The sequence below is a fragment of the Pseudomonas sp. SHLD1 genome (assembly GCF_028640935.1).
GTDB classification, from domain to species: Bacteria; Pseudomonadota; Gammaproteobacteria; order Pseudomonadales; family Pseudomonadaceae; genus Chryseomonas; species Chryseomonas aestiva.
Map to the genome: position 1 here is coordinate 153,458 of NZ_JAQZAD010000013.1, position 16,866 is coordinate 170,323.

The 16,866-nt window shown below is 65.1% G+C and carries 17 protein-coding genes and 1 tRNA gene; 14 read left to right on the plus strand and 4 right to left on the minus strand.

Annotation, left to right across the window (positions count from 1 at the left end):
- Positions 1-14: 14 nt before the first annotated feature.
- From PVZ77_RS06185 to PVZ77_RS06240, 12 genes are all read left to right on the plus strand, one after another.
- Positions 15-1,175, plus strand: coding sequence for an MFS transporter (locus tag PVZ77_RS06185; RefSeq protein WP_273805939.1), 1,161 nt, complete (start codon positions 15-17; stop codon positions 1,173-1,175).
- Positions 1,159-1,773 carry a methylthioribulose 1-phosphate dehydratase gene (locus PVZ77_RS06190; RefSeq protein ID WP_273805940.1) on the plus strand — a complete coding sequence of 205 codons (615 nt, stop codon included), beginning with the start codon at positions 1,159-1,161 and terminating at the stop codon, positions 1,771-1,773. Before PVZ77_RS06185 ends, PVZ77_RS06190 begins: the two co-directional genes overlap by 17 nt.
- Positions 1,770-2,321, plus strand: a complete 552-nt coding sequence (locus tag PVZ77_RS06195) for a 1,2-dihydroxy-3-keto-5-methylthiopentene dioxygenase (RefSeq protein WP_273805941.1) — start codon at positions 1,770-1,772, stop codon at positions 2,319-2,321. The genes PVZ77_RS06190 and PVZ77_RS06195 overlap by 4 nt, the downstream gene beginning before the upstream one ends.
- On the plus strand, positions 2,318-3,004 hold the full coding sequence (gene mtnC / locus PVZ77_RS06200) for an acireductone synthase (RefSeq protein ID WP_273805942.1): 687 nt from the start codon (positions 2,318-2,320) through the stop codon (positions 3,002-3,004). The genes PVZ77_RS06195 and mtnC overlap by 4 nt, the downstream gene beginning before the upstream one ends.
- Before the next feature lie 105 nt (positions 3,005-3,109).
- Positions 3,110-3,322: a PLD nuclease N-terminal domain-containing protein gene (locus PVZ77_RS06205; protein ID WP_026083979.1), complete on the plus strand. Its 213-nt coding sequence runs from the start codon at positions 3,110-3,112 to the stop codon at positions 3,320-3,322.
- Positions 3,323-3,418: 96 nt separating this feature from the next.
- A complete protein-coding gene (gene speE, locus PVZ77_RS06210) occupies positions 3,419-4,270 on the plus strand; it encodes a polyamine aminopropyltransferase (protein WP_273805943.1) in 852 nt (283 codons plus the stop codon).
- A 103-nt stretch (positions 4,271-4,373) separates the two neighbouring features.
- Positions 4,374-4,715, plus strand: coding sequence for a ribonuclease E inhibitor RraB (locus PVZ77_RS06215; protein ID WP_273805944.1), 342 nt, complete (start codon positions 4,374-4,376; stop codon positions 4,713-4,715).
- Between the two features lie 257 nt (positions 4,716-4,972).
- On the plus strand, positions 4,973-6,382 hold the full coding sequence (locus tag PVZ77_RS06220) for a circularly permuted type 2 ATP-grasp protein (RefSeq protein WP_158891249.1): 1,410 nt from the start codon (positions 4,973-4,975) through the stop codon (positions 6,380-6,382).
- 62 nt (positions 6,383-6,444) lie between these two features.
- Positions 6,445-7,398 carry an alpha-E domain-containing protein gene (locus PVZ77_RS06225; RefSeq protein ID WP_007159008.1) on the plus strand — a complete coding sequence of 318 codons (954 nt, stop codon included), beginning with the start codon at positions 6,445-6,447 and terminating at the stop codon, positions 7,396-7,398.
- On the plus strand, positions 7,395-8,195 hold the full coding sequence (locus PVZ77_RS06230; RefSeq protein ID WP_273805945.1) for a transglutaminase family protein: 801 nt from the start codon (positions 7,395-7,397) through the stop codon (positions 8,193-8,195). Before PVZ77_RS06225 ends, PVZ77_RS06230 begins: the two co-directional genes overlap by 4 nt.
- Positions 8,196-8,292: 97 nt before the next feature.
- A complete protein-coding gene (locus PVZ77_RS06235) occupies positions 8,293-9,030 on the plus strand; it encodes a proteasome-type protease (protein WP_273805946.1) in 738 nt (245 codons plus the stop codon).
- Positions 9,031-9,563: 533 nt separating this feature from the next.
- Positions 9,564-9,653 (plus strand) — tRNA-Ser (locus PVZ77_RS06240).
- Positions 9,654-9,727: 74 nt separating this feature from the next.
- On the opposite strand, the gene PVZ77_RS06245 is transcribed toward PVZ77_RS06240, so the two are convergent.
- The 3 genes from PVZ77_RS06245 to PVZ77_RS06255 all read right to left on the minus strand — a co-directional run bounded on the left by PVZ77_RS06245 (position 9,728) and on the right by PVZ77_RS06255 (position 11,944).
- Positions 9,728-10,540 (minus strand): HDOD domain-containing protein, encoded by an 813-nt coding sequence (locus tag PVZ77_RS06245; RefSeq protein ID WP_273805947.1) that lies wholly within the window; start codon positions 10,538-10,540, stop codon positions 9,728-9,730.
- 184 nt (positions 10,541-10,724) lie between these two features.
- Positions 10,725-11,453 carry a UDP-2,3-diacylglucosamine diphosphatase gene (lpxH, locus tag PVZ77_RS06250; RefSeq protein WP_273805948.1) on the minus strand — a complete coding sequence of 243 codons (729 nt, stop codon included), beginning with the start codon at positions 11,451-11,453 and terminating at the stop codon, positions 10,725-10,727.
- Positions 11,450-11,944 carry a peptidylprolyl isomerase gene (locus PVZ77_RS06255; protein ID WP_273805949.1) on the minus strand — a complete coding sequence of 165 codons (495 nt, stop codon included), beginning with the start codon at positions 11,942-11,944 and terminating at the stop codon, positions 11,450-11,452. The genes lpxH and PVZ77_RS06255 overlap by 4 nt, the downstream gene beginning before the upstream one ends.
- A gap of 146 nt (positions 11,945-12,090) precedes the next feature.
- Here PVZ77_RS06255 and PVZ77_RS06260 point away from each other — a divergent pair, with 146 nt between their 5' ends.
- Both PVZ77_RS06260 and cysS read left to right on the plus strand, forming a co-directional pair.
- The gene (locus PVZ77_RS06260; RefSeq protein WP_273805950.1) at positions 12,091-13,779 is read left to right on the plus strand and encodes a glutamine--tRNA ligase/YqeY domain fusion protein; all 1,689 of its coding nucleotides are present in this window, start codon (positions 12,091-12,093) and stop codon (positions 13,777-13,779) included.
- Positions 13,779-15,164 (plus strand): cysteine--tRNA ligase, encoded by a 1,386-nt coding sequence (cysS, locus tag PVZ77_RS06265; RefSeq protein WP_273805951.1) that lies wholly within the window; start codon positions 13,779-13,781, stop codon positions 15,162-15,164. The genes PVZ77_RS06260 and cysS overlap by 1 nt, the downstream gene beginning before the upstream one ends.
- A 281-nt stretch (positions 15,165-15,445) precedes the next feature.
- On the opposite strand, the gene PVZ77_RS06270 is transcribed toward cysS, so the two are convergent.
- Positions 15,446-16,762 (minus strand): DEAD/DEAH box helicase, encoded by a 1,317-nt coding sequence (locus PVZ77_RS06270; protein WP_273805952.1) that lies wholly within the window; start codon positions 16,760-16,762, stop codon positions 15,446-15,448.
- Positions 16,763-16,866 lie beyond the last annotated feature (104 nt).

The window sequence follows — 16,866 nt, forward strand, 5'->3', positions numbered from 1 at the left end:
TCAGCGGACGGACGATGCCGGTTCCCTATTGGCGGCTGTCGGGCTTCTACTTCGCCTACTTCGCGCTGCTGGGGGCCACGGCGCCCTACCTGGGGCTGTACTTCCACCACCTGGGTTTTTCCGGCACCGCCATCGGCCAGCTGGTGGCCATTCCCATGCTGATGCGGGTACTGGCGCCCAATCTCTGGGGCTGGCTGGCCGATCGCACCGGCCGCCGGCTGAGCATCGTCCGCCTCGGCGCCGCCTGCACCCTGCTGTGCTTCTCCGGTATCTACCTCGGCCGGGGCTTCGCCTGGCTGGCGCTGATCATGGCCGGCCACGCCTTCTTCTGGCATGCGGTGCTGCCCCAGTTCGAAGCCATCACCCTGGCCCATTTGCGCGACCAGCCGCAGCGCTATGCGCGCATCCGCCTCTGGGGCTCTGTGGGCTTCATCGCCGCGGTGGCCGGACTTGGCTGGGCCTTCGAATACGTCAGCCTGGATCTCTATCCGGCCTATCTGCTGCTGGTGATGGCGATCATCCTGCTCGCCTCGTTGGCGGTACCCGGGGTCGCGGTGGATCCTGGCCAGCGCCCCGAGGCGCCGGCCGAGCCCTTCCTGACCACCCTGCGCCAGCCGCGGGTGCTGGCCTTCTTCGCTGCCGCGGCGCTGATGCAGCTGTCCCATGGCCCTTACTACACGGTCTTCACCCTGCACCTGGAAGCCCTTGGCTATGGCCGCGGCGTCATCGGCCAGCTCTGGTCCCTAGGGGTGATCACCGAGGTGCTGATCTTCCTGGTGATGCCGCAACTGCTGGCACGACTTTCGCTCAACGCCCTGCTGGTCGGCGCCTTTCTGATCGCTGCCGGGCGCTGGCTGCTCCTGGGCGCCCTGGCCGACCAGTTGCCAGTGCTGCTATTCGCCCAGCTCCTGCATGCGGCCACCTTCGCCTGCTTCCACGCCGCCGCCATTCAGTTCGTCCAATCCCATTTCGACCGCCGCCGCCAGGGCCAGGCCCAATCGCTCTACGCGGCGCTTTCCGGGGCTGGCGGTGCGTTGGGCGCGCTGTATGCTGGCTATGCCTGGCAGGTATCCGGCGCCCTTGCCGCCTTTGCCGGCGCCTCCCTGGCAGCACTGGCAGGCGCCTTCCTCATCCTCTTGTCCGTTAGGAGAACCCTCCATGATCCAGCAGCGTGAGCAACTGGCCCGGGAAATCATCGACGCCGGTCGCTTCCTCTATGGCCGCGGCTGGTCGCCGGCCACCAGCAGCAACTATTCGGTACGGCTGTCCGACAGTCGCCTGCTGCTGACCGTCTTCGGCAAGCACAAGGGTCAGCTGGAGCTGGACGACGTCCTCGCCACCGATCTCGACGGCACGCCGCTGGAGGACAAGAAGCCTTCGGCCGAGACCGCGCTGCACACCCAGCTCTATCGCTGGCAGCCGGAAATCGGCGCCGTACTGCACACCCACTCGGTGAATTCGACGGTGCTCTCGCGCCAGCTCGAAGGCGATCGCCTGCTGCTGGACGGCTACGAGCTGCAGAAGGCCCTGCATGGCGTCACCACCCACGACGTGCGAGTGGAGATCCCGGTGTTCGACAACGACCAGGACATCCCGCGCCTGGCCGATCAGGTGCAGACCTGGCTGGACGTGCATCCTGACTGCGTGGGGTACCTGATCCGCGGGCACGGCCTCTATACTTGGGGCCCGCGCATGGCTGATGCCCTGCGCCACGTGGAAGCCTTCGAATTCCTCTTCGAATGCGAACTCAAGACCCGGAGCCTGCGTCCATGAGCCGACTGACCGTCTACCACGATGCCGAACCGCGCCAGCCGCTGAAGGTGATCAGCGATGGCGAGCACATCGCCGCCACCCTGGCCGAGGTCGGGGTGCGTTTCGAGCGCTGGCAGGCCACCGCCCCGGTGGCGCCGGGCGCCAGCCAGGAGGAGGTGATCGCCGCCTACCGACCGGAAATCGATCGCCTCATCCAGGAGCGTGGCTACCAGACCGTCGACGTCATCAGCATGCATCCCGAGCATCCGCAGAAGGAGGCGCTGCGCGCCAAGTTCCTCGAAGAACATCGCCACAACGAGGACGAGGTGCGCTTCTTCGTCGCCGGCCAGGGCCTCTTCACCCTGCACATCGACGACCAGGTCTATGCCGTGCTCTGCGAGAGGGACGACCTCATCTCGGTGCCGGCCGGCACCCCGCACTGGTTCGACATGAGCGAGTCGCCGTCCTTTGTCGCCATCCGCCTGTTCGACAATCCCGATGGCTGGGTCGCCCACTTCACCGGCGTCGACATCGCCCAGCGCTTCCCGCGCCTGGAGGTCGAGGCGTGACGATCAAGGCCATCCTCACCGATATCGAAGGCACCACCAGCGCCGTCAGCTTCGTCTTCGACGTGCTCTTTCCCTATGCCCGCGCGCACCTGCCAGACTATGTGCGCGCCAATGCCGGAGAGCTGGCGGGGGCCGAGCAACTCGATGCCGTGCGCGCCGAAGCCGGCGAGCTGGACGCCGACGTGGCGCGGGTGATCGCCATCCTGCTGGAATGGATCGCCACCGACCGCAAGGCCACACCGCTCAAGGCGCTGCAGGGTCAGGTATGGGAGCAGGGCTATCGCGCCGGCACCCTCCAGGGCCACGTCTATCCCGACGCCGTCCAGGCCCTGCGCCAGTGGCACGCGGCCGGACTGCCGCTGTACGTCTATTCCTCGGGATCGATCCAGGCGCAGAAGCTGATCTTCGGCTGCTCCGAGCATGGCGATCTCACGCCTTTGTTTTCCGGGTATTTCGATACCCTGACCGGCGGCAAGCGCGAAGCCGCGTCCTATGCGCGCATCGCCTCGGCCACCACCCACGTGCCGGCGGAGCTGCTGTTCCTCTCCGACGTAGTGGAGGAGCTGGATGCCGCGCGCCAGGCGGGCCTGCCGACCTGCGGGCTGGTGCGTGCCGGTGGCCAGCTGGGCGATCATCCGTGCGTGGCGTCCTTTGCCGACATCGATCTGGCCAGACTCGCCTGAAGCCCGCGGCCGGCACCGCTGCCAAGCGAGCCGGCCGAACTCGACGCCCTCATCGCCAGTCCCAATTGACGAGACCTATGTCCTCGCAACGGGAGTCGCGACATGATCAATTCCACCATCGGCGGTGTACTGGGCTTCATCGTCTTCCTGCTCGACATCTGGGCCATCGTCAACGTCATCCGCAGTGACAGCACCAGCAACGCCAAGATCGGCTGGACGGTGCTCATCATCGTGCTGCCGGTGATCGGCCTGATCGCCTGGGCTGCCGCCGGACCGCGCGGCAATCGCTCGGCCACGGCGCCCACGCACAAGGGCTAGCCAGCACAACGCTGGAGCCTGTCACATCCAGCTCTTACAATGCCCGGCTTTTGGCCGGGCATTGTCTGTCTCGGCCAGCCACCTGCGGAGATCGACATGAGCGACTACCTGGAAACCCTCTACGACGGCTACGGTCAGCGATTCACCGTCGAGCGCATGCTGCACGAGGTGCGCACCGAGCATCAGCACCTGGTGATCTTCCAGAACGCCGTGCTGGGCAAGGTCATGGCCCTGGATGGCGTCATCCAGACCACCGAGGCCGACGAATTCATCTATCACGAGATGCTCACCCACGTGCCCCTGCTGGCCCATCCGGCGCCCAGGCGGGTGCTGATCATCGGCGGTGGCGACGGCGGCATCCTGCGCGAAGTGGCCAAGCACCGGGGTGTCGAGCACATCACCATGGTCGAGATCGATGGGTCGGTGGTGGCGATGTGCAAGGAGCATTTCCCCGGTCACTCGGCGGGCGCCTTCGACGACCCGCGGCTGAATCTGGTGATCGACGACGGCATGAATTTCGTCGCCACTACCACCGAGCGCTACGACGTCATCATCTCCGACTCCACCGATCCCATCGGACCGGCCGAGGTTCTCTTTTCGGAGAACTTCTACCAGGCCTGCCATCGCTGCCTGAACGACGGCGGCGTGATGGTGGCCCAGAACGGTACTCCGTTCCTGCAGCTGGACGAGGTCAAGACCACTGCCAGCCGCATGTCCGGGCTGTTCGCCGATTGGCACTTTTATCTGTCGGCGGTGCCTACCTACATAGGGGGCGTCATGACCCTGGCCTGGGGTAGCAAGGACTCGACCTTGCGTCGGCAGAATGCCGAAACCCTGGCGCAGCGCTACAGTGATACAGGCATCCAGACCCGTTATTACACTCCGGAGCTGCATGCTGCAGCCTTTGCTCTACCTCGATACGTGCTGGAGGCCATCGGCAAGGCGTAAGCCCTGACGGTCGCTGCACCGTTCGAGTTCTCAGCCGCGACTCGCCAGGCGTCGGTAGCGACGTCCAGCGAGACGATCATCCGAACCAGAGGAGGGAAGTCCTATGTCCTTGTCGTTTGCCGATGATGTGAGCTTGAACCTGCTGCAGCGGATGAAGGAGGGCGGCTTCGATTTCGCCCGCTTCCATCCTATCGACTTCTTCGCCATCTTCGCCGATGAAGGCAAGGCCCGCATCGCTGCGGACCAGTTTCACGGCGAATCCCTCAACGCTCAGGTGGTGCCTCATGAAGAGGGGGGCTGGCATCTGCAGGTCAGCAAGGTGATGTTCGCCACCCACGCCACCATCGATGATTTCGAAAGTGATCTCGAAGCGGTGGTGGCGCCTCTTGGCGGTCAGCTCGATGGGTGGGGCGTCACCCAGGAAGTCAGCCGCAGCTCTGCCTGATCCTGCACGTCCCGAGGCGGCATCCCAGACGGGGTGCCTGTCTCATCTCTGGTAACCGCTCCGCCTATCAATCATCGCACTTTCCGCCTGGCGCACCGTCTTAGGCTCATGACGGAGACGTTGCGGTGCACGTGCACGCCTACGTGCCTGGGTTTGGTGCATCGTGCGACCCGCAGCGGCGCAAGGGCTTGATCTTGAAGGCTCTGGCGCTGGCACGCGGCTTGCGAAGCTGCACCGTGGGTGACAAGGAGATCGGCATGAGCCGCCAACTGTATAACGAGATGTATGACGTCCAGGCACAATGCCGACCGCACTATGGTCGCTATGCCCAGTGGCTGAGCGAGACACCCCCGGAACTCCTGGCCCAGCGGCGGCGCGAAGCCGATCTGCTGTTCCATCGCGCCGGGATCACCTTCACCCTCTATGGCGACGAACAGGGCACGGAGCGCCTGATTCCCTTCGACGCCTTGCCGCGCGCCATTCCCGCCAGCGAATGGCAGATCATCGAACGTGGTTGCATTCAGCGCGTCCAGGCGCTGAATCTCTTTCTTCACGACCTCTATCACGACCAGCGCATCATCAAGGCCGGAGTCATTCCCGCCGAGCAGGTGCTGGCCAACGACCAGTACCAGCTGGCCATGCAGGGGCTGGACCTGCCCAACGGCATCTACGCCCATATCGCCGGGGTCGACCTGGTGCGTGACGGCGATGGCGCCTACTACGTGCTGGAAGACAACCTGCGCACCCCCAGCGGCGTCTCCTACATGCTCGAAAACCGCAAGATGATGATGCGGCTGTTTCCCGAGCTGTTCACCCTGGAGCGTATCGCGCCCATCGACCATTATCCGAACATCCTGCTCGATACCCTGCGCAGCTCCACCCCGGTCAACAACCCCACGGTGGTGGTCCTCACCCCGGGCCGTTTCAACAGCGCCTACTTCGAACACGCCTTCCTCGCGCGCGAGATGGGCGTGGAGCTGGTGGAGGGTGCCGATCTGCTGGTGCGCGACGAACAGGTGTTCATGCGCACCACGTCGGGCTTCCGCAAGGTCGATGTCATCTACCGGCGTCTCGATGACGCCTTCCTCGACCCCCTGGCCTTCAATCCCGATTCCATGCTTGGCGTGCCTGGCCTGCTCGCCGCCTATCGCGCCGGGAACGTCATCCTGGCCAACGCCATAGGTACCGGGGTGGCCGACGACAAGTCGATCTATCCCTATGTGCCGGAGATGATCCGCTTCTATCTCAGCGAAGAACCCATCCTCTATAACGTGCCCACCTGGCAGTGCCGCAAGCCGGACGAACTGTCCCATGTGCTGGCCAACCTGCCGGAGCTGGTGGTCAAGGAAGTCCATGGTTCCGGCGGCTACGGCATGCTGGTCGGCCCCACCGCCAGCAGCATGGAGATCGAAGCCTTCCGCGCGCGGCTCAAGGCCAATCCCAGCGCCTACATCGCCCAGCCGACCCTGTCGCTGTCCACCTGCCCGACCTTTGTCGAGAACGGCATCGCGCCGCGACACATCGACCTGCGGCCCTTCGTGCTGTCCGGGCGCAAGACGCGTCTGGTGCCCGGTGGCCTGACCCGGGTCGCCCTGCGCGAAGGCTCGCTGGTGGTGAATTCCTCCCAGGGCGGCGGCACCAAGGACACCTGGGTGGTCCAGGACTAGATCGCCACAGAACAGCGGCCGCTCCGGCGGCCCCGCAAGGACCTTTGAAAGGCGACCCCACCATGTTGAGTCGTACCGCTGCCGATCTGTACTGGATGTCCCGCAACCTTGAGCGCGCCGAGAATCTCGCGCGGATGCTGGACGTCAGCTATTCGCTGTCGATGATGCCGCAGAGCGGGCAGGGCGGAGGCCTGGATGAACTGGCCATGCCACTGCTCATCACCGGCACCCTGGATGACTACCGGGAAAAGCACGGGGCCCTGCACCCCGAGCGCCTGCTGCACTTCTTCGCCCTGGACGAGCGCAACCCCGGCAGCATCTATTGCTGTCTTCAGGCCGCGCGCAGCAATGCCCACGCGGTGCGGGGGCGCATCACCGCCGACATGTGGGAGAACGTCAACTCCACCTGGCTGGAGATGCGCGAGATCGCCGTCACCGGCCTGATCCGCTTCGGCATCAGCCGGTTCTGCGAATGGGTCAAGGAGCGTTCCCACCTGTTCCGTGGCGCCACCGTCGGCACCATCATGCGAAACGACGCCTATCGCTTCATCCGCCTGGGCACCTTCGTCGAGCGCGCCGACAACACCCTGCGCATGCTCGACGCCCGCTACCAGGTCCTGGGCGAAGAAGAAGCGGAAGCCATCAGCGACGCTTCCGCCCGCGGCTTCTATCAGTGGAGCGCCCTGCTGCGCGCCCTGAGCGCCTTCGAGGCCTACACCGAGCTCTATCGCGATGCGCTCAACGTGCGCAACGGCGCCGAGCTGCTGCTGTTGCAGGAAGACCTGCCGCGCTCGCTGCTGGCCTGTGTGATCGAGTTGCACCGGGTGCTGGCCAGCCTGCCCGGCGAGAACGGCCGCGAGGCCAAGCGCCTGGCCGCGGGGCTCGAGGCGCGGCTGCGCTACACCAGCATCGACGAGGTGCTGGAAGAGGGCCTGCACGCCTGGATCGGCGACTTCATCGTCCATGTCCGCCAGCTCGGCAGCGCCATCAACACCGCTTACCTGGAGACCGTATGAGACTCGCGATCCATCACGAAACGCTGTATCGCTACGCCGATCAGGTGCGCGCCAGCATCCAGTACCTGCGTCTCACGCCCCAGGACGACGCCCGGCAGAAGATCCTCGGCTGGGAGCTGGCCCTGCCACGCCCGGCGCGGGCGCAGCGCGATCCCTTCGGCAACATCCTCCATGTGCTGACCCTGGACACCCCGCACGACGCCATCACCATCACCGCCAGCGGCCAGGTGGAGATCGACGAGACCTTCGAGGCGGAACCCTGCCAGGCCTCGGCCTTTCCCTTTTTGCGCCAGACCCGGCTGACCGAGGCCGACGAGGCGTTAACCGCATTCGCCCGCGAGGTCTGCGACGGTCGCCGGGATCGCGACACGCTGATCCAGCTGATGGAGCGCCTGCACGAGCGCATGACCTATATACCCGGTTCCACCGAGGTGGACGGCAATGCCGCCCAGGCCTTCGCCAAGGGCGCCGGGGTCTGCCAGGACCATGCCCATGCCTTCCTGGCCTGCGCCCGCAGCCTGGGCATCCCGGCGCGCTATGTGTCCGGCTATCTGTCCACCGATGACAGCGCGCACCTTTCCAGCCACGCCTGGGCGGAAGCCTGGCACGACGGCGCCTGGTACAGCTACGACGTCACCAATCGCCTGATCCGGCCGGAGCGACACCTGCGCCTGGCCATCGGCCTGGACTACCTGGATGCCTGTCCGGTGCGTGGCATGCGCCGCGGTGGCGGGGTGGAGCACATGGAGGCCAGGGTACTGGTCGAGCCCTTGCAGCAGGCGCAGCAACAGCAATAATCAGCGCTGCCCACAGCAGACGAAAAGGCGGCCACGTGCCGTCTTTTCTTTTGGTACCGGGCCTGTTGCGTCGACCGTTCCATTACCCGAGGTTCGCATGACCTATTGCGTCGCCATGAAGCTGCAAGACGGCCTGGTATTCGTCGCCGATTCCCGTACCAATGCCGGGGTCGACAACATCGCCACTTTTCGCAAGCTGCACCTGTTCCGGATCCCCGGCGAGCGCCTGATCGCCATCCAGTCAGCGGGCAATCTGGCCACCTCCCAGGCGGTCGTAAGCCTCCTCCGGCAACGTCTGGACAGCGAGCAGGACAACCTGCACGGGGTACCTACCCTGTATGACGCCGCCCGGCTGCTGGGGCAGACCTTACGCGAGGTCCTGCAGCGTGACGCCGAAGATGCGCCCCAGGGCCACGGTCTGGACCTGAGCTGTTCCTTTCTGCTGGGTGGGCAGATCCGCGGCGCGGAGCCGGAGCTGTTCAACCTCTATCCCCACGGCAACTTCATCAGTGCCACCGAGGACACGCCTTACTTCCAGATCGGCGAGAGCAAATACGGCAAGCCCATCCTGGATCGGGCGCTGACCTTCGCGACGCCGCTGGAGGAAGCCCTGCGCTGCGCGCTGCTGTCCTACGACGCCACCATTCGCAGCAATCTGTCGGTCGGGCTACCGCTGGATCTGGTGGTCTATCCGCGTGATCGACTGGCGCAGGTGAGCAGTCATCGGATCGACGAACACGATCCCTACTTCCAGGCCTTGCGCAAGGGCTGGGGGGAAGGGCTGCGTGATCTGCTGGCAGCCTTGCCGGCAGCACCTGCGGACTACTGGCGCTAGGGATCAGCCAACGAATCGCGAGAGGTTGGGGATGACCAGCACTACGGTGGTGACGATGAGCACGAAACTCGCCTGACGCCACTTGGGGACGGGATTCTTGAACATGACTCGGGGCCTTTATTGTTAGCTGTTTAGAGCCTTTACGTCTTCAGCGGGAAGCGCTTGCGCAACAGCGGCATGCAATTACTGATACCCGCAGGCTTGAGCACTATCCAGTAGCTATAGAACATAAATTTCAGTTTTGTGGCGATAACCGACCAGGCGGTTATCAGAAATGTCGTACCAGGCGATTTTTCCTTTGCTTTCAGCCGATTAGAAAAATGCTTGCGACGCTACCGTTGGTCGGAGGTATCAGCGGTGCGAAGCGACGGCACAGCGACCAACCGGTCATCCCATGAACGGGGCAGGGCGGGGCCCCTTCCAGGTCATGAATGCAAATGCATGAATCGATTGAAGAAAAAGCTTGCCATCGAAATCGCCTTTGCCTATAGTTGCGCGCCTCGGTGATGCAGATGCAGCCGCCGAGCAAATCTGGTGAGGTGTCCGAGCGGTTGAAGGAGCACGCCTGGAAAGTGTGTATAGGAGAAATCTTATCGAGGGTTCGAATCCCTCCCTCACCGCCAGATCTGAGAGAACCCCTGAGAGCCCAGCTCCAGGGGTTTTTTCTTGCCTGCGATTTGGTCAGGCCATGGGTGGATCAGGCCGCCTGGGCAAAGGTCGCCGCGGTATCCCGCGCGTTGGGCAGGACCGCGCTCAGCTGCGCCAGATCGATGCTGGCGAACAGCGGGCCGCTCAGGTCCTGCACCTTGCTGTCGCCGGCACTCTCGTGGAGCACTTCGGCCACGGCGACCGCCTGGGCCACGACCAGCGCATAGCCATTGCCTCCCGGTGCCTGCAGCGGACGGGCCTGATAGCCGATGGCGTCGCGTAGCACCTGGGGCAACTGCCAGCGGCGGGCCAATTCCGCACCCACCTCCGGGTAGCCGAAGCCCAGTTGCAGGGTCTCGTCGGCAGCGCGATGGCTGCTGGCGGTGGCACGGCCGGCCAGGCTCGGCGCCAGTTCGGGCGCGCCGCTCTGGATCAGTAGTTCGCCAATGTCATGCAGCATGCCGCAGGTAAAGGCCGTTTCCTGGTCCAGACCGGCCTGCTTGGCCAGCGGCTTGCACAGGCTGGCGACCAGAAAGCTGTTGTACCAGAAGGCCTGCAGATCGAAGCCGGGCGCGGATTTGAAGCCGCTGGCGAAGGCCGAGGCCAGGACCAGGGTGCGCAGGGTGTTGAAACCCAGGCGCAGGGCGGCATCTTCGATGCTGGTGGATTCACGGGCGCCACGGAAGCGCGCCGAATTGGCCAGGCGCAATACCTTGGCGGCGATGACCGGATCGCGCGATACGGTGCGCGACAGGGTTTCGATGCTGGTGTTGGGGTCGTCGAACTGCTGGATCAGGACCTGCGCCACTTCGGGGACGTTGGGCAGGTTGTGCAGCTGGGCAAACAGGGTGTCGAGTTGCATGGGCGTCTCCGCGGAAAAGGGTTACATCTCCTTACACCCTCGTCATCGGTCGCCTGCGCGGATTTCTGTAGCTGTCATGTGACGATCGGTCGCAGGCAGGACGGCCATGATTGAGTAGCCGAGCAAAATCGCTTTACCGGTCAGGGACTTGCTGCAAGCGAGCCAGGCCTGCCTGGCCGCACCATTACCGTTCGTCGAGGGCGAAATCGACCTGGGTCAGACCCGCTCCGCTGGCCTCCAGCACCCAGCCGCGACGGTCCCAATCGCCCAGCACGATACGTTCGGCCGGCTGGCCATCGAGCAGCAGCTCATGGCGGGCGGGCCTGTGGGTATGGCCGTGGATCAGCGTCGTCACCCGGGCGGCGCGCATTTCCCGCTCGACCTCGGACTCGGTGACATCGGTGATGTCCATGGCCTTGGTCCGGGTCTGCTGGCGACTCTCGCTGCGCAGCTTGCGCGCCAGCTTCTGGCGGCTGGCCAGCGGCAGGTGGCGCAGGACGAAGAGGGTGAGGGGGTTGCGCAGGATGCGGCGCAGCTTCTGGTAGCCCTCGTCGCGGGTGCAGAGGGTATCGCCATGCATCAGCAGCACCCGGCGACCCTGGAAGTCGGCGATATGGCGATCCGGTAGCAGGCGGCAACCCGCCTGGCGGCAGAAGGCCTTGCCGATGAGGAAGTCGCGATTGCCATGCATCAGGTAGACGGCCGTACCGCTGTCGGCCAGCTGGCGCAGGGCGGCGGCGATCTCCTGCTCGAAAAGTCCCATGGCATCATCGCCGATCCAGGCCTCGAACAGATCCCCGAGGATGTACAGCGCCTCGGCACCGCGGGCGCGGTTCTGGAGGAAATGCAAAAACGCCCGGACCAGGTCCGGGCGTTGCGGTTCGAGATGCAGGTCGGAGACCAGTAGAATCACTCGATGATCTCGGCCTTCTCGATGATCACGTCTTCGCTCGGCACGTCCTGGTGACCGGCCTTGCTGGTGGTGGCGACGCCCTTGATGGCGTTGACCACGTCCATGCCCTCGACGACCTTGCCGAACACCGCATAGCCCCAGCCCTGGCTGGTGGGCGCGGTGTGGTTGAGGAAGGTGTTGTCGGACACGTTGATGAAGAACTGCGCCGAGGCGGAATGCGGGTCCATGGTGCGGGCCATGGCGACGGTGCCGATGGCGTTGGAGACGCCGTTGTTGGCCTCGTTCTTGATCGGGGCGCGGGTCGGCTTCTGCTTCATGCCCGGCTCGAAACCACCGCCCTGGACCATGAAGTTGCTGATCACACGGTGGAAGATGGTGCCGTCGTAGTGACCGCTCTTGACGTATTCCTTGAAGTTGGCCGCGGTTTCGGGCGCCTTGTCCTCGAAGAGTTCCAGGGTGATGACGCCGTGGTTGGTGTGCAGCTTGATCATGGCAGCGAATCCGTAGCTAAGGGGGACAGCATCCAGACCCGGCGAGGGCCTCAAGGGTTTCGCCGGGACTTGACGGGTTGGGCTATGATACGGGTTTACCTTTGCCCGGCCTACCCTGGCCGTGCGTCTGCCCAGTTAAGGATCCCATGAGCAAGCCGACTTCCGACTCGTCCACCGCCGCCAAAGCCGCCCCCGCGCATTTCCTGCGGCAGATCGTCCAGGCTGACCTGGACGCCGGCAAGCAGGCCAAGATCGTCACCCGTTTCCCCCCGGAGCCCAACGGCTACCTGCACATCGGCCACGCCAAGTCGATCTGCGTCAACTTCGGGCTGGCCAAGGAATTCGGCGGCGACTGCCATCTGCGCTTCGACGACACCAACCCGGCCAAGGAAGACCAGGAATACATCGACGCCATCAAGAGCGACGTGCACTGGCTGGGCTTCGACTGGGCCGGCGAGGTGCGCTATGCCTCCGCCTACTTCGACCAGCTCTACGCCTGGGCCGTCAACCTGATCGAGCAGGGCCTGGCCTACGTCTGCGACCTCACCCCCGAGCAGGCCCGCGAATACCGCGGCAGCCTTACCGAGCCGGGTCGCAACAGTCCTTTCCGCGACCGTTCGGTGGCCGAGAACCTGGACCTCTTCGCCCGCATGAAGGCCGGCGAATTCAAGGACGGCGAAAAGGTGCTGCGCGCCAAGATCGACATGGCCTCGCCCAACATGAACCTGCGCGATCCCATCCTCTATCGCATCCGCCACGCCCATCACCACCAGACCGGCGATGCCTGGTGCATCTATCCGAGCTATGACTTCACCCATGGCCAGTCCGATGCCCTGGAAGGCGTGACCCACTCCATCTGCACCCTGGAGTTCGAGGACCATCGCCCGCTGTACGAATGGTTCCTCGTCAAGCTGCCGGTGCCGGCCCAGCCACGCCAGTACGAATTCGCCCGCCTCAACCTGAACTACACCGTCACCAGCAAGCGCAAGCTCAAGCAGCTGGTGGACGAAGGCCACGTGCACGGCTGGGACGACCCGCGCATGTCGACCCTGTCGGGCTATCGCCGTCGCGGCTATACCCCGGCCGCCATCCGCAACTTCTGCGAGATGATCGGCGTGACCCGCTCCAACGGCGTGGTCGACGTGGCCATGCTGGAATTCGCCATCCGCGAGGACCTGGACCAGAACGCCCCGCGCGCCATGTGCGTGCTGAAGCCCCTCAAGGTGGTGATCACCAACTACCCCGAGGGCCAGGTGGAGCACCTGGAACTGGCGCGGCACCCCAAGCAGGATCTGGGTGTGCGCCAGCTGCCCTTCACCCGCGAGCTGTACATCGACCAGGGTGATTACGAAGAGAATCCGCCCAAGGGCTACAAGCGCCTGGAGCCGGGTGGCGAGGTGCGCCTGCGCGGCAGCTACGTGATCCGTGCCGACGAGGCCATCAAGGATGCCGACGGCACCGTCGTCGAACTGCGCTGCAGCTACGACCCGGACACCCTGGGCAAGAATCCCGAGGGCCGCAAGGTCAAGGGCGTGATCCACTGGGTGCCAGCCGAGGGTAGCGTGGAGTGCGAGGTGCGCCTCTACGATCGCCTGTTCCGTTCGGCGCAGCCGGAGAAGAGCGAAGAGGGCGGCAGCTTCCTCGACAACATCAACCCCGATTCCCTGGTGGTGCTCCAGGGCTGCCGCGCCGAGCCGTCGCTGGCCCAGGCCCAGCCGGAAGACCGCTTCCAGTTCGAGCGCGAGGGCTACTTCTGCGTCGATCCCAAGGATTCGGCGCCCGGCAAGCCGGTGTTCAACCGCACCGTGACCCTGCGCGATTCCTGGGGGCAATGATGGCGCTGCACCTCTACAACACCCTGACCAAGACCAAGGAAGCCTTCACGCCGCTGGTGCCGGGGCAGGTGCGCATGTACGTCTGCGGCATGACCGTCTACGACTACTGCCACCTGGGTCATGGTCGCAGCATGGTGGCCTTCGACGTCATCACGCGCTGGTTGCGGCATAGCGGCTACGACCTGACCTATGTGCGCAACATCACCGACATCGACGACAAGATCATCAATCGCGCCAATGCCAACGGTGAGCCCTTCACCGACCTGGTGGCGCGGATGATCGAGGCGATGCACGAGGACGAGGCGCGGCTGAATATCCGCAAGCCCGATCGGGAGCCGCGCGCCACCGATCACATCGATGGCATGCACGCCATGATCCAGACCCTGATCGACAAGGGCTACGCCTATGCCGCCGGCAATGGCGACGTCTACTACCGGGTCAATCGCTTCGCCGGCTACGGCAAGCTGTCGCGGCGGCGCGTCGAGGATCTGCGCATCGGTGCCCGCATCGAGCCGGGCGAGGCCAAGGAGGATCCGCTGGACTTCGTGCTGTGGAAGGCCGCCAAGCCGGGCGAGCCGAGCTGGCCGTCGCCCTGGGGCGCCGGGCGGCCGGGCTGGCATATCGAGTGCTCGGTGATGTCCACCTGCTGCCTGGGCGAGACCTTCGACATCCACGGCGGCGGCAACGACCTGGAATTCCCGCACCACGAGAACGAGATCGCCCAGAGCGAGGCGGCTACCGGCAAGACCTATGCCAACGCCTGGCTTCACTGCGGGATGATCACCATCAATGGCGAAAAGATGTCCAAGTCGCTGGGCAACTTCTTCACCCTGCGCGAGGTGCTGGAGAAGTACCACCCCGAGGTGGTGCGCTACCTGCTGATCGCCAGCCACTACCGCAGTCCGATCAACTACTCGGAAGACAACCTGCGCGAAGCCAAGGGCGCCTTGGAGCGCTTCTACCATTCGCTCAAGGGCCTGCCTCAGGCGCCGGCGCAAGGCGGCGAAAGCTACGCCGAGCGCTTCGCACAGTGCATGGACGACGACTTCAACACCGCCGGCGCCTGTGGCGTGCTGTTCGAACTGGCCCGCGAGATCAACCGCCTGCGCGAGAGCGATCCTGCCGCGGCGGCTGGCCTGGCCGGGCGTCTGCGCGAACTGGGCGAGGTGCTGGGCGTGCTGCAGCTGGAGCCGGAAGCCTTCCTGCGCGCCGACGCGGCGGGGCGGGTGGATGCGGCCGAGGTCGAGGCCCTGATCCAGGCGCGCCTGAGCGCGCGCGCGGAAAAGAACTGGGCGGAATCCGACCGCATCCGCGACCAGCTCACCGCCCTCGGCGTGGTGCTGGAAGACGGCAAGGGCGGCACCACCTGGCGCTTGACGGAATAGGTCTGAGTTCAGGTGGATGACGGTGCTGCGTCATCCACCTGATCGGGCCTGTTCCACCCTTCCGTCGCCGGAAAACGCTGCGCGGTTTTCCAGGCTACGGGATGTGTCGTAGTTATCGTAGGTTGGGTTGAGCGCAGCGAAGCCCAACAGGTCTTGCCGCAGGGGACTGGCAATGTTGGGCTTCGACGATGAAGCCGTCTCAGCCCAACCTACGGTCTATCGCAGCCCTGGCCGCGATCATCCGTCTACCGTCGCTTCACCGCTAGCACCACCCCCACGCCTCAGGGCTTCTTGCGCGGCTTGCCGAAGCCGGGCGACTTGCGCACCGACTTGACCTTCGGCTTGCCGTCTTCCACCCAACGCCCCAGGGGCTTGTCCGATACCGGCGCGCCTACCTTGGGCTTCTTCGGCTTCTTGGGTTTCTTCACGACCAGGCCATTGGGTCGGGTTTCCGGGACCCGGTGATCGGGGATGAAGTCCGGTTCGTCGCGGCGCTGCAGGACCTGGCCGATCAGCGTCTCGATCGCGGCCAACTGCTCCACTTCGTCCGCGCAGACCAGGGACACCGCCTGGCCCTGGTTGCCGGCGCGCCCGGTCCGGCCGATGCGGTGGACGTAGTCCTCGGCGACGATGGGCAGGTCCAGGTTGACCACCAGTGGCAGGTCCTGGATGTCCAGGCCACGGGCAGCCACATCGGTGGCCACCAAGATGTCGGCCTCGCCGGCCTTGAAGCGGGCGAGGGCGCGCAGCCGCGCGGGCTGGGGCTTGTCGCCGTGGATGGATTCCGCGGCCAGACCTTCGGCCTGCAACGCCTCCACCAGTTGCTCCACACCCTTGCGGGTCTTGGCGAACACCAGCACCTGGCCGTGGCGACCGCTGCGATAGAGGTGCAGGAAGAGTTCGGTCTTGCGCTTCTTGTCGACCGGCACCACCCATTGCTTGACCGTGACGGCAGCGGTGTTGCGCGGACTCACGTCGATCGTTTGGGGATCGCGCAGCACGGGCGCGGCCAGCTGGCGCACGGCGTCGGAGAAGGTCGCCGAGAACAGCAGGGTCTGGCGCTTGCGCGGCAGCATGACGAACAACTCGCCCAGCTGCCGCGAAAAGCCCAGGTCGAGCATGCGATCGGCTTCGTCCAGTACCAGCAGCTGCACCTGGTCGAAGCGCACGGCGTTCTGGCTGAACAGGTCGAGCAGCCGCCCGGGGGTCGCCACCAGCACGTCCACGCCCTTGCGCAGCTTCATCATCTGCGGATTGATGCTGACGCCCCCGTAGGCCACTGCGGTGCGCAGGGGCAGGTGCTGGGCGTAGTCGCGCAGACTGGCATGGACCTGTTCGGCCAGCTCGCGGGTAGGGGTCAGGATCAGCGCCCGGATATGGTTGGGCGCAACCGGCGGGCCTTCCTGCACCAATCGCTGCAGGAGCGGCAGGCCGAAGGCGCCGGTCTTGCCGGTGCCGGTCTGGGCGGCGGCCAGCAGGTCGCGACCGGCCAGCACCGCCGGGATGGCCTGGCGCTGGATCGGGGTAGGGGAGCTGTGCTCCAGGGCGCTGAGCGCCTGCAGCAGCGGATCTATGAGGCCGAGGTCGGCAAAGGTCATGACGGGCCCGGAAGGCGACGAAAAGGGAGCGAATTCTAGGCCGACTGTGACGCGTGCTCAAACTTTGTAGCCAGGCGGCGGCTGCAGGCGGAATCCCGACACGG

Coding starts and splice junctions, on each gene's coding strand:
- PVZ77_RS06185 (WP_273805939.1), top strand. CDS start 15: ATGCCGGTTCCCTATTGGCGGCTGTCGGGCTTCTACTTCGCCTACTTC.
- PVZ77_RS06190 (WP_273805940.1), top strand. CDS start 1,159: ATGATCCAGCAGCGTGAGCAACTGGCCCGGGAAATCATCGACGCCGGT.
- PVZ77_RS06195 (WP_273805941.1), top strand. CDS start 1,770: ATGAGCCGACTGACCGTCTACCACGATGCCGAACCGCGCCAGCCGCTG.
- speE (WP_273805943.1), top strand. CDS start 3,419: ATGAGCGACTACCTGGAAACCCTCTACGACGGCTACGGTCAGCGATTC.
- PVZ77_RS06215 (WP_273805944.1), top strand. CDS start 4,374: ATGTCCTTGTCGTTTGCCGATGATGTGAGCTTGAACCTGCTGCAGCGG.
- PVZ77_RS06220 (WP_158891249.1), top strand. CDS start 4,973: ATGAGCCGCCAACTGTATAACGAGATGTATGACGTCCAGGCACAATGC.
- PVZ77_RS06225 (WP_007159008.1), top strand. CDS start 6,445: ATGTTGAGTCGTACCGCTGCCGATCTGTACTGGATGTCCCGCAACCTT.
- PVZ77_RS06230 (WP_273805945.1), top strand. CDS start 7,395: ATGAGACTCGCGATCCATCACGAAACGCTGTATCGCTACGCCGATCAG.
- PVZ77_RS06235 (WP_273805946.1), top strand. CDS start 8,293: ATGACCTATTGCGTCGCCATGAAGCTGCAAGACGGCCTGGTATTCGTC.
- PVZ77_RS06245 (WP_273805947.1), bottom strand. CDS start 10,540: ATGCAACTCGACACCCTGTTTGCCCAGCTGCACAACCTGCCCAACGTC.
- PVZ77_RS06255 (WP_273805949.1), bottom strand. CDS start 11,944: ATGATCAAGCTGCACACCAACCACGGCGTCATCACCCTGGAACTCTTC.
- PVZ77_RS06260 (WP_273805950.1), top strand. CDS start 12,091: ATGAGCAAGCCGACTTCCGACTCGTCCACCGCCGCCAAAGCCGCCCCC.
- cysS (WP_273805951.1), top strand. CDS start 13,779: ATGGCGCTGCACCTCTACAACACCCTGACCAAGACCAAGGAAGCCTTC.
- PVZ77_RS06270 (WP_273805952.1), bottom strand. CDS start 16,762: ATGACCTTTGCCGACCTCGGCCTCATAGATCCGCTGCTGCAGGCGCTC.